The sequence below is a fragment of the Flavobacterium agri genome (assembly GCF_013401995.1).
Lineage (GTDB): Bacteria > Bacteroidota > Bacteroidia > Flavobacteriales > Flavobacteriaceae > Flavobacterium > Flavobacterium agri.
In genome coordinates, this window is sequence record NZ_JACBJI010000005.1 from 242,716 (window position 1) to 254,749 (window position 12,034).

Annotated in this window: 7 protein-coding genes; 6 read left to right on the forward strand and 1 reads right to left on the reverse strand. The window is 44.2% G+C overall.

What is annotated here, in order from left to right:
• Positions 1 to 104: 104 nt before the first annotated feature.
• The 6 genes from HZF10_RS13140 (at position 105) to HZF10_RS13165 (ending at position 10,241) form a co-directional block, all read left to right on the forward strand.
• Positions 105 to 3,200 (forward strand): SusC/RagA family TonB-linked outer membrane protein, encoded by a 3,096-nt coding sequence (locus HZF10_RS13140; protein WP_176006678.1) that lies wholly within the window; start codon positions 105 to 107, stop codon positions 3,198 to 3,200.
• A 12-nt stretch (positions 3,201 to 3,212) separates the two neighbouring features.
• Positions 3,213 to 4,727: a SusD/RagB family nutrient-binding outer membrane lipoprotein gene (locus tag HZF10_RS13145; RefSeq protein WP_176006679.1), complete on the forward strand. Its 1,515-nt coding sequence runs from the start codon at positions 3,213 to 3,215 to the stop codon at positions 4,725 to 4,727.
• 12 nt (positions 4,728 to 4,739) lie between these two features.
• On the forward strand, positions 4,740 to 5,621 hold the full coding sequence (locus tag HZF10_RS13150; RefSeq protein WP_176006680.1) for a hypothetical protein: 882 nt from the start codon (positions 4,740 to 4,742) through the stop codon (positions 5,619 to 5,621).
• Positions 5,622 to 5,638: 17 nt separating this feature from the next.
• Positions 5,639 to 6,667: a hypothetical protein gene (locus tag HZF10_RS13155; protein ID WP_176006681.1), complete on the forward strand. Its 1,029-nt coding sequence runs from the start codon at positions 5,639 to 5,641 to the stop codon at positions 6,665 to 6,667.
• Between the two features lie 114 nt (positions 6,668 to 6,781).
• Complete coding sequence (locus HZF10_RS13160; protein ID WP_176006682.1) at positions 6,782 to 8,713, forward strand: putative porin; 1,932 nt, start codon at positions 6,782 to 6,784, stop codon at positions 8,711 to 8,713.
• A 166-nt stretch (positions 8,714 to 8,879) separates the two neighbouring features.
• Entirely contained in the window at positions 8,880 to 10,241 is a 1,362-nt protein-coding gene (locus HZF10_RS13165; RefSeq protein WP_176006683.1) for a pyridoxal-phosphate dependent enzyme, read from the forward strand.
• A gap of 106 nt (positions 10,242 to 10,347) precedes the next feature.
• Here the strand turns inward: HZF10_RS13165 and HZF10_RS13170 are convergent, their stop codons facing one another.
• On the reverse strand, positions 10,348 to 12,024 hold the full coding sequence (locus tag HZF10_RS13170) for a GLPGLI family protein (protein WP_176006684.1): 1,677 nt from the start codon (positions 12,022 to 12,024) through the stop codon (positions 10,348 to 10,350).
• Between the last annotated feature and the right edge of the window lie 10 nt (positions 12,025 to 12,034).

Here is a 12,034-nt window from a genome sequence, read left to right on the forward strand (position 1 = left end):
ACAGGATTTTCGCTGAAAATAAATAATATTAATCCGAAGTAATATTTGTTTATTTAAGAAATAATTGTGAAGTTTGCGGAATAACTAACTCAAATAAATTTAATATGAGATCGAAGTTTAAATGGATTTTTACGCTTGTATTAGCGTTAACTATGCAGCTTTCTTTTGCTCAGGGAAAGACTGTTACGGGTACGGTTTCTGATGCTTCAGGACCACTTCCTGGTGCCAACGTCGTCGTTAAGGAGACTAAGGCTGGAGTTCAAACTGATGTTGATGGAAAGTTTGCCATCAAAGTTGATCAGGGGCAAACTCTTGTTTTCTCTTTTGTAGGTATGGCCGACAAGGAAGTGAAAGTAGGGGCGAGCAACTCTGTTAATGTGAAGCTTGCCGAGGGTGGTATCGCGCTTGGTGAGGTTGTCGTTACGGGTGCTTTGGGTATTCAGAAAAAAGCGAACGCGCAAACGTATTCCGCTGCTGTTGTTAAATCTGAACAAATCAATCAAGCTGCTCAGCCAAACGCTGTTCTTGCATTGGTTGGTAAAGTTTCAGGTTTGCAGATCAACACGACAAATACTGGTGTAAACTCTTCGACGCGCGTTGTTTTGCGTGGTAACCGCTCTCTTACTCAATCGAGTGAGGCGTTGGTTGTTATCGATAACGCTATATCGTCATTGACTGCTTTTCAACAAATCCCGCCAGAGCAAATTGAAAACGTCAACGTAATCAAAGGTGCTCAGGGTGCGGCTCTATACGGTCAGCAAGGGGGTAACGGTGTTATCGTCGTTACGACTAAAAAAGGATCGAAAGGTTCTAAGCCAACCGTTCAGCTTACGTCTTCAATTGACTTTGAGGAAGTGGCGTATGTGCCGCAACGTCAACGTCGTTATGGTCAAGGTTGGAGTGGTCAACACATCAACTACGAAAACGGTGCTTGGGGTGCTGAATTCGACGGTGTAATGAGACCGACAGGTTTGCAACAAGCAGACGGTAGTTTTGTTATGGCTCCTTACAGATCTATTAAGGATAACATCAAAGAATTTTTCCAGACAGGAACGATCGCTCAAAATGGCGTGTCGATTTCTGCAGGTGATGAGAATGGATATGCAAGCTTGTTGGCGAACCGTCAAGCGACTGACTTCGTTGTAGAAGGAGATCAATTGAAGCGCAACGCATTTATTTTCAGAGCTGGAAAGAAATTGGGTAAATGGAGTATCGACGGAAACGCGAGCTACACGACTCAAAAAATTGAAACTACTTCTCCTGAATTGTACAGAGAATTGCTTCAGGCGGCTACTAACATTCCGGTAGAGCGTTTTGCGCGTCCGTTTAACCAATATCACTGGACTTCTTATTACAACAGCCCATATTGGACTCGCGAGAATATCCGCAATGAGTCAAGACAGGATAGATTCCGTGGACAAGTTGATTTGGGTTATAAATTCAATGACAACATCAGTGCGCGTTATACATTCAACGTAAACCAGATTCAGTCTAGCACTCTTTCTTACACTAACGAGTACATCGATTTGTTGAAAGTAGGTGGAGGTGATCAGACTACGATTTCGTCTTTTGATACGAGCAACTCAATGGCGCGTAACATCTATGCCGATTTCATCGTTAATTTCGATTACGAGCTTACAGAGAAAATCGGTTTCAAATTGAACATTGGTAACAACATGCAGGATCAGTATTTTAGCAGCTCTTCTGTAGGTGGTGATAATCTTACTGTACCAGGTGTTTACAACGTGTCGAACGTTACCGGTATCCCAAGAGCTTCTAACACTCGTACCCGTATCAGAACAGGTGCGTTGTTCGCTAACCTTGATTTGGATTACGCTAATTATTTGTTCCTTAACGCAACTGCGCGTAATGACTGGTCATCTCGTTTGGATTCTTCAACGAACAGTTTCTTCTATCCATCTGTCGGTTTGTCTTTCGTTCCTACGAATGCATTCGAATCTCTTAAGGATAACAAAGTTCTTAGTCGTGCCAAAGTTTATGTCAACTTGACGAAAAACGGTAACGACGGTGGAATTGATTTTGCTGATATTTTTGACAATTACGTACAAGCTACAGGATATGCTTTTGGTGATTTGAACTCTTTCGTTCAATCTACTACAGGTTCATACCGTTACTTGAAGCCTGAAATCTATTTCAACAAAGAGGTTGGTATCAATTTGGAGTTTTTCGAAGGAAGATTGACTCTTGATGCAGCATATTTCCGTTCAGATAACAAAGACTTGATTACTGCGATTTCGCCTTCTTACGCTTCAGGTTTGACAAGTCTTAGAACAAACATCGGTAAGGCTCATACAACAGGTGGAGAGATTGACCTTGGATTTACGCCTATCGCGGCCAAAGATTTCAATAACCTTGGTTTGACTTGGACTAACCGTTTCAGCTACTCACGTGCAATCACTGTAGTTGACGAAGTTTCTGCTCAAGCTGACGAAGTTGGTTTGCAGAATTTTGCTTCTGCCGGACTTGATGTTGGAACATTTGCTGTTAAAGGAGAAGAGTTTCCTCTAATCAAAGGTATCGGTTACGAGCGCGATGATCAAGGCCGTATCATTATCGATCCAGCTACTGGAAACCCTATCAAAACTACAGAGTACATTAATTTAGGTAAATCTACACCAGATTATATCCTTACTTACAATACGTCTGTTCAATTTAAAGGATTCCAACTTTCCGCTACAATGGATTACAGAACTGGTCACCAATTCTATTCGTCAACCAAGCAATGGTTGTCTTGGTCAGGTCACTTGTATGACTCTGCTTTGACTGGACGTACTGGTTTCGTGTTCCCGAATTCATCATATGAATCAGCGCCTGGTGTTTACACAGCTAACACTAATATCATCACTGGTGGTACTACTTACGGAAGCTACCTTTCTTACTTCCAGGATGAATATGCTGAGACGGAAGAAAACTTCGTTTTGGATGCAACTGCATTCAAGGTACGTGAATTGTCACTTAGCTATTCTTTCCAAAAAGATATGTTGGATCGTCTAGGATTGACAGCTTTGAGATTGGGTATCAATGCACGTAACCCGTTTGTCGTTTTGCCTAAAGAAAACCGTAACTATAACGATCCAGAGCAGTCAAGATCTACATTGATCGCTGACCAAGGGTTGTCTGTTGTTGGACAATATCCGGTAACAAGAACTTACGGTTTCACGGTTAATGTAACATTCTAATAAAAAAGCGAAATGAAAAAAATAAAATTTATTATTCCTATACTAGCGTTGTCGTTATTTTCATGCGACGACTACCTAGATGTTAACTCTCCAGTTGATAACCCGACGGGTGATCAGGTCACGCCGGATTTGTCTTTGGCGGCTGCAGAAACTGGACCATACAGAACTTTTTCTCGTACCGGTATGATTTTCGGGAATCTCTTCATGAATAACTGGGGATTCAACGTTAACGCTTTCGCGGTGACTAACCCAGAAGAGTTCTCTTTGGCTTTGACAAACAGTTCTTATTCGGGTCTTTGGGATGGATTTTACACTAGTACAGCCAACTTGACTAATATTATCAAGCATCCGGCTGCTAATTACGAGAATCACAAGGCGATCGCTAAAATCCTAAAGTCGTTCTATTTCCAATATTTGGTTGACCTTTACGGAGATATTCCTTATTCTGAGGCGCACCTTGGAAGCCAAAACTTGTCACCTGCTTATGATGATGATCAGGTAGTTTACAGAGACTTGGTGGTTCAGATTGAAGAAGCGATTGATATTATCGATAATCCTTCATCATCGACAATCGCTGTCGGGAATGAAGATGTTATCTTCCAGGGAGATATGCAAGCTTGGAAACGCTTTGCTAATACCTTGAAATTGCGTTTGCTTCTTCGTCAGTCTGAAATGACAGATGCTGAAACAACAACTTACTTGGCTCAAGAATTCAGCGAGTTGTCTAGTGCTACTTTTGTAACCAGCGATGTAATCATCAACCCAGGTTACTCTAACGCGAACACAGAACAGCAAAACCCTGTTTACGGTTTGTTCTTTGACGTTGGAGGAAACAGTAGTGCATTCTATCGTCAGTATGGAGCGTCTAAGTATTTTGGAGACAATTTGAACGACAATACTTTGCCTGATCCACGTAGAAGCAGAATCTTTACTGGTCTTGTTGGTGGAAACGTTGCAGGTGTTATCCAAGGTGATGTTTCTGTAAACAACGGCGGAACAGCCCCTCCAAACATTTCTCAATTTGGTGCTGCTATCGTTTCTAGCGCAGACCAAGACGGGTACATGATGTTGGCCTCAGAAAGCTTCTTCTTGCAAGCCGAGGCTGTTTTGCGCGGATACATTCCAGGAGATGCTCAAGCATTTTTTGATGCAGGAGTTCAGGCTTCAATGGTCCAAATGAGTGCAGTTAACCCTACAGCATACCTTAACGGTGTGAATGGTGTTCCTGGCAAAGGCTTTAGTTCTGCTTACACGTTCGAGCAAAATATGAGAGCGATCATGTATCAAAAGAATGTTGCTTTGACTGGTGCTAACGCAATGGAGGTATTCATCGAGTATACTCGTACAGGATTTATTGATGAGATTCCTTTGGCTGGAGTTCCTGCTGGATCTGCAACATCAAGACCACACAGACAAAGAAGATTGCTTTATCCTACTACAGAATTGGTGGGTAACTCTGCAAACGTTCCGACATTGTCATTGGATGATATTTTCAACCAAGGACCATTCTGGCTAGTTGAACAATAAAAATTGACATATATGAAAAAGTTATTAGCATTAGCAATTGTGATGGCTGCGGCTATCTCGTGTACGGACGACGATTTGCCAAATGGACCAAATCTTCAACCAAATGACCAATTTATCGTAGGTTTCCCGGAAGCTGCGACATCTTATAGTTATTTCGCCGATGAAGGTCAAGTTCAACGTGAATTTCCAGTGATTCTAATTGGAGGTAACGAAGGCAATCCTTCAGATGAGCCGCTTGTAATCAACTATGAGATTGTACCATTTGATCCGGTAACGGGCGAAGGTAGTACGGCTACAGAAGGTGTCGAATACAATTTGGTAAACACTTCGGGTCAGATCACTATCCCTGCAGGAGCAGATTTCGTGAACTTCCCTATATTGGTGAATACTTGTTGTTTGGATGCTGACGTTGCTACTTCGGTTGTAATCAAGTTGACTGCAGTATCTGGTGGAGATGAAAGCATCATTTCTGAAAACAACAGCACCTTTACTGTGAACTTCGTAGGATGCCAAGCAGATTTGGAAGGTACTTACACTGTTCAAGTTGTAAGAGAGTCAAACAATGCGACTTCGACTCAAACAAATCAGTCGATTACTCAGGTAGACATCAATGAATTCAAAACACAGAACACAGGTACCTTTACTCCTGGACAAGCTCCAGATCAAGGTTTCTTCTTCAACGTTCTTTGTGGAGAGATTACGGTTCCGTCTCAAGGTCTTTTCGCTGGCTTGTACTCAAATGAAGTTGTTGGTGTTCCAATGGATTCAGGTGACTACGCTGGTTTCGAAGGTCATGTAATCGACGCGAACACTTTCAAGATTCGTTATAAGGCGAATGCAGGTGGAGCTACAGGTTTCATCACATGGACTTCTACTTACACGAAAAACAATTAATTTAACAAAATTCAAAAATGAAGAAAATATTTAGATATAAATTTCTTTTTGTTGCAGCATTGGCAGCTTCGTTCGCCTCTTGTAGTGATGACGACGATGCGACGCTTTCAACTCGTTTGGAAAAGCCAGTTGTTACAGCAACCGTTTCTTCGACTACTGTAAACGAAGGTGATGTCATTACGGTGACACTTACTTCGGACAAGGCAATCAATAACTCTATGGAGTTCAAATTGGATGTTTTGAATACAAGTACTGGCGGCTTTAGAGATTTGGCCACTGAAGATGGAACCGAGACCGAAGTTGGTACCGGATTTGGACAGTTGGGCTTTTATTTCACAATGCCTGCTTACACGACAACCTATTCTTTTACATTCGTCGCTCCGGTAGATTTGGAAGCAGAAGGTGCGGAAACGTTCAATTTCCGTTTGTATCCTGACGGAAATTCAAATGGAAACATCGCTGAAACTTCAGAATTCTTTACAGTTACTGTTAACAATACAGTAATCGATGATTTCTGGGCTCGTTTGGATTGGAGCCAAACTTCGGCTGATACTTATGGAACTCTACACGGAGGAACATACGATGTTACAGCAAGTGAGCAAGATGGTGAATTTTGTGAATTTGATTTCGATATGGAAATCTATGATGCTGGCTTGAATCTTGTGGCTTCGTCTTACACAGAATGTCCAGAATTGGCAGTTCTTCCTGCAGATGCACCGGACGGAGATTACATCATTGCGCCAAGTTTTTACACGAACGAAGGTCCTGGTGCTCCTGAAGGAGGGGAAATCCTATTCAAGGCTTTTGTTGATATGGGAAGACCGGGTGCTTTCAAGGCGACAATCAACATGGATGGTGAATGGACATACACTGCCGGCGGCTTGGCTGACGGTAACGATGCAGCTATCATTCCTGTTGCGATTGTGACTAAAGCCGGAACTACGTACACTGCCACTACAATGGATGGTGAACTATTGGGTACTGGCCGTATGGCGAACCTTGTTCAACAGCTTGCCGCTAAGCGCAAAGCTCATTTGAAAAACTAATTTTTAGTAATTCAGATATAAAGGCCATCCGAAAGGGTGGCCTTTTTCTTTTGCTGCAATCTTTTTGGATTATCATAACAATCGATTGTGTATTTTTGTGCCTATTCCTAGGCTATGAGGGTTCTTTTGCTGATTTGTTTTTTGATTGTTTCTTCGCACGTTTATTGTCAGGAACGGGTAACGCCTGCTGCTGCACCAAAAGATGCCTCGGGTAAACCGGCTAAAGACGCTCCTAAGGCTACCATAGACATGTACCGCATCGTCATGCTCGAAAGAGATACGGTTTATGTAGATACCTCACTTACGATACAAGACGAGTACAAGCACAATTATTTGCGCAAGGATATTTTCGGACTTCTTCCGTTCGCCAATGAAGGACAGACGTATCAAACGCTCGATTTCGGACTAAAAAAACACGATCCGTTTCCGGGTTTCGGACACAGGGCCAAACAATTTCCTTACCTCGAAGCACGCGATATCCGATATTACTCGATGGCCACGCCATTCACGGATCTGTATTACAAATCGGTGATGCAACGCGGACAAAACGTAGACGCTTTCGTATCGGCCAACATTTCGCCACAGCTTAATTTTTCGATCGCTTATAAAGGTTTGCGATCAGACGGAAAATACATCAACTCGGTTTCGAGTACGGGAAATTTTAGGTTTACCACGAGTTATCATACGAAAGACAACCGCTATTCGGCCAATTTCCATTTCGTGTCTTACGATTTCCTCAACGATGAAAATGGCGGTGTCGCCAATATAGAAGATTTCGAAAGCGGAAGTTCCCAATACAAAAACAGGCTGCGTCTCAATGTGTTTTCGAGGGATGCGGAATCTTTCCTGAAAGGCAAGCGCCTGTTTCTCGACCACGATTTCCGGATTAACGGAAACGACGCACAAAACAACCTGCACATCACCCATCAATTCAATTACGAAAACAAGTTTTTCCAATATAAACAGGGAACACTTACTACGGTTTTGGACGACAACACGACGATTCAACGATACGGTGCTTCTTTCCGACCGGCGAACATAAACGATCAGACGCATTACAATCGTATGTACAATAAGGTTGCGGTAGTTTATGAAAACAAGACGTTGGGGAAATTCAAATTCTTCGCCGAGGATTTCCGCTATAACTATTATTTCGACCGCGTGCTTTTGCTCGATGAAGGCATCAACACGGGTTTGCTCAGCGACGAAATCCAAACCATAGGAGGAGAATACGAATTCCGAACCCAACACTGGATGGCGCATGGCCTCATTTCACAGTCCATGGGCGACCAATCGCTTTCGCACATCCAAGGAAACCTGCGCTATACGTTCAACGACAAAAATGTAGTCTCGTTCCAGTACGAGCGCATGAACAAGATTCCGGATAATATCTACAACCTCAATCAAAGTTCTTACATCGCCTACAATTGGACGAACGATTTCAATAACGAAAAGATCAACACCATAAGCATAGACGCCAATACGCAATGGCTTACCGCTTCAGTGAAGGTGTCTTCGTTCAAAGACATGTTGTACTTTGCCGATACGGCTGCCGATGACACCGTTATTCTCGCGCCTCAGCAACATTCGGGTTCCATCAACTATCTTTCGGTAAAAGTTGGACGCGATCTCAAGCTCTGGAAGTTTGGATTGGACAATACCGTGCTGTATCAACAAGTAGATCAGGAAAGCGATATCGTCAACGTGCCGAAGTTCGTGACACGAAATACCTTGTACTTCCAGGACTATTATTTCAAAAAAGCGCTGTTTATCCAGACCGGCGTCACGTTCAATTACTTCACCAAATATTACGCGAACGACTACAATCCTGTAATTGGAGAATTCTACGTGCAGAACCAAAAGGAAATCGGCGATTTTCCGATGTTCGATTTTTTCCTCGACATGAAAATCCGTACCGCGAGAATCTACTTCAAGTGCGAGCATTTCAACTCGGCCTGGACGGGGAATAACTTTTTGACCGCACCCAACTACCCGTACCGCGACTTCATGATCCGTATCGGTATGGAGTGGAATTTCTTTAAATAAGATTTGGGCGTGCCGGCGGCCTTTCCGGTTTTACAGAAGGCGGGAAATGATAAATCCCTCACGCGTACGTTCTTCGTGACGTCTCTCCAAAAAACGAATCCCTTCTAAGAAATCGTTTTAGCAATCTGCGAAACATCGCTACCTTTGCGCTTCGAAACAATTGATAATGAAATACGCAGAAAACATATTGGGCACCATCGGGAACACGCCAATGGTAAAACTCAACAAAGTCACCAAAGAGATCGACGCACTCGTTCTGGCCAAAGTCGAGACCTTCAATCCTGGCAATTCGGTCAAAGACCGCATGGCTGTCAAAATGATTGAAGACGCCGAAGCCGACGGACGCCTCAAACCAGGTGGAACCATCATCGAAGGAACATCCGGCAACACTGGAATGGGTTTGGCTCTTGGCGCCATCGTAAAAGGCTACAAATTGGTATGCGTAATCACGGATAAGCAATCCAAAGAAAAAATGGACATCCTTCGCGCCGTGGGTGCAAAAGTCGTGGTTTGTCCTACAGATGTTGAACCAAGCGATCCACGTTCGTATTATTCCGTGTCGCGTCGCCTTGCCGAAGAAACCCCGAATGCCTGGTACGTGAACCAATACGACAACATGTCGAACACCCAAGCGCATTACGAGCAGACCGGCCCCGAAATCTGGGAACAGACCGATGGGAAAATCACGCATTTCATAGTAGGCGTAGGAACGGGCGGAACCATTTCTGGTGTCGCCAAATATCTTAAAGAACGCAATCCGAACGTCAAGATTTGGGGCGTCGACACTTACGGTTCGGTGTTCAAGAAGTACCACGAAACCGGGATTTTCGACGAGAACGAAATCTACTCTTACATCACCGAAGGAATAGGCGAGGACATCCTTCCTAAAAATGTCGACTTCTCGTTGATCGACGGGTTCACGAAAGTCACCGATAAAGACGCTGCCGTATATACGAGAAAGCTCGCACTCGAAGAAGGTATCTTCGTCGGGAACTCAGCCGGCGCGGCGATAAAAGGCGTGCTTCAATTAAAAGAACATTTCAAGCCGGAAGACGTCGTGGTCGTGCTTTTCCACGATTCAGGCAGCCGTTACGTAGGTAAGATGTTCAATGACGACTGGATGCGCGAGCGCGGTTTTCTTGACGAAGACATCACCAAAGCCGAAGACCTTATCAAAGACCATATCGAAAAACCGCTTGTAGTGGTGCGTACGGAAGAACTCGTTTCCCACGCTATCGAGCGCATGCGCAAGTACAAGATTTCTCAGATTCCGGTTATCGATATTAACGGTTTTGTAGGATCTGTAGACGAAACCGATCTTTTCCAAAGTTACATTTCCGACAAGAACGCGGCCGAAAAACCAATCCGTGAAGTCATGGGCAAACCGTATCCGATCGTAAAAGCCGGAACGCCCGTTGAGGAAATCTCGAAACTCATCAACAAGGAAAATCAGGCGGTACTTGTAGATTTAGGAGACGGAAGGCATCATATCATCACCAAGTACGACATCATAGGAACGATTAAATAAATCCCAAAATTTCGTTCCGTCAATTGATAAAAAAACTCCAGTTATTTCTATAGCTGGAGTTTTTTCGCTTTTTTGGAATTTGTTCACTATGTCTTTTCGGGAGGAATTACTTTTCACCAATTAATACACCCGAGACATTCCACGAACTGAAACTCGTGCCTTCCGGAGCGTTCATCGGGATTTTGACCGTAATCGTATGCGTTCCGCCGGCAAGGTCGCCCAGGTCAATCCAGATCGGGTTTGTTGTCGTGCCCGGACACCAATTCGACCGGCTTTCATCGGATGACGACAAACCGTTCTCGAAATTTCCCGATGCCGGATTGCTCAAGCGGTACGATCCGCAATCGGTGCGCCAAGGCACGAAAGCGAACACTTGTTTCGAATCGAGCAATATGGTGTTTTTCTTTTTGAGGTATTCGTCCCCGTTTTCCCAACCGCCGTGTCCGGTAGTGATGTAGCGCAATTTGGCGTTCTTCAGAGGTTGCGGCAAAGTGAACGTCACTTCGAGTCCTTTTTCCGAACTGAACATCGTGCCGTATTCCTGTCCCGCCATTTCCATGACGTTGTTCGTGTTGAAAAGCGGTAGGATTTCGGTTTCGGGCTTTACAGCCGATGATTCCTCGGGATGTATCGTAAGGTTCACGCTCGCCTTGTGTCCGCCTTTGTCATAATTGCCGATGCTCAGGCCGATATAGACTTCCTTTCCGCTGAGTTTCGGGATAAAGTCCGAAATGTCCTGACGGTAGATCACGCTGTCCTGCCAAGTCTTGTTCTTAAGCTTTATCGTATTGTATTTGCTCACGCCGAACGGAGTGAAAAAGCGCATGAGTTCGAGCAACGGTTCATAATCGCCAGACTTTACGACGCCTTGGTATTTTTTACCGTTGCCGTTTTCGTAGATCGGAAGTTTTTCCTTGCCTTGTTCCAATCCGTCAAGAAAAGACGGGCTGCCTTCTGTCGGAATCAGGAACACAGATCCGGTACGGTCGTAAGCGTCGCCGTTCGATTGTTCGGTCACGTCTACAAAAACCTGGCTGCCTTTTTCGATTTCGGGAATTTTGACTTTGCGCACGAGAATCGTTCCGCTCGCAAAACGCAAAATGTCGCCTTCCGATTTCGAATCCGGACTGAAACTGACAGTTTCCTTCTTGAACACTTCTATCGTCGTGAACCGGCTTTTCCAAAGCAAATCCTTATACGTCAAAGCGTCTACCGATTGCGTCGTATGATCGGATTTCGGAACGGCTTTTTTGAATTTTTCGATTTTAGTCGCAGACACGACGAAATTCCCGTTGCGCACCGTCTCCAAAACCAAACCGAGCGTCGCGCCTAAAGTAGAAGGCGAACCGTGAACGCCGGCTTCGGTCGTGTACCAAATATCGATCGTGTTTGAGTTGATTACCGTTTTGGCCTTCTTGCACGTGTAACCGAGAATTTTTTTCGTGCCTTCAACGAGTTCCAATTGCTGTTTGGCGAGCGATGTGCTGTCGGTTACCGAAATGAATTTGGCAGGTGTGATTTGTGCCGTTTGCGTAATTTTGTTCGATGGGAAATCGATCTGTACCTCTTCGTTTGGAATTTTGGCGGTTCCCGAAAGTATTTTGGCGTTCGATATGCGTGTCGTTTCTTGTGAAGCATATACCAAAATCGGCTCCTGGTTTTGCACAAGATTGCCGTTTGAACTTCTTAAGTAGGTGATTTTAACGGTTTCGGAAGGCTTTTGTTTTTGGGCGAAAGTCACCGCCGATAACAGTAGCACGAGTCCGAAGAAATATTTTTTCATGGTAGGCGTT

What these genes read in the sequence shown, in the direction of transcription:
- HZF10_RS13170 (WP_176006684.1), bottom strand. Translation starts at nt 12,024, where the DNA reads ATGAAAAAATATTTCTTCGGACTCGTGCTACTGTTATCGGCGGTGACT.
- HZF10_RS13165 (WP_176006683.1), top strand. Translation starts at nt 8,880, where the DNA reads ATGAAATACGCAGAAAACATATTGGGCACCATCGGGAACACGCCAATG.
- HZF10_RS13155 (WP_176006681.1), top strand. Translation starts at nt 5,639, where the DNA reads ATGAAGAAAATATTTAGATATAAATTTCTTTTTGTTGCAGCATTGGCA.
- HZF10_RS13140 (WP_176006678.1), top strand. Translation starts at nt 105, where the DNA reads ATGAGATCGAAGTTTAAATGGATTTTTACGCTTGTATTAGCGTTAACT.
- HZF10_RS13145 (WP_176006679.1), top strand. Translation starts at nt 3,213, where the DNA reads ATGAAAAAAATAAAATTTATTATTCCTATACTAGCGTTGTCGTTATTT.
- HZF10_RS13150 (WP_176006680.1), top strand. Translation starts at nt 4,740, where the DNA reads ATGAAAAAGTTATTAGCATTAGCAATTGTGATGGCTGCGGCTATCTCG.
- HZF10_RS13160 (WP_176006682.1), top strand. Translation starts at nt 6,782, where the DNA reads ATGAGGGTTCTTTTGCTGATTTGTTTTTTGATTGTTTCTTCGCACGTT.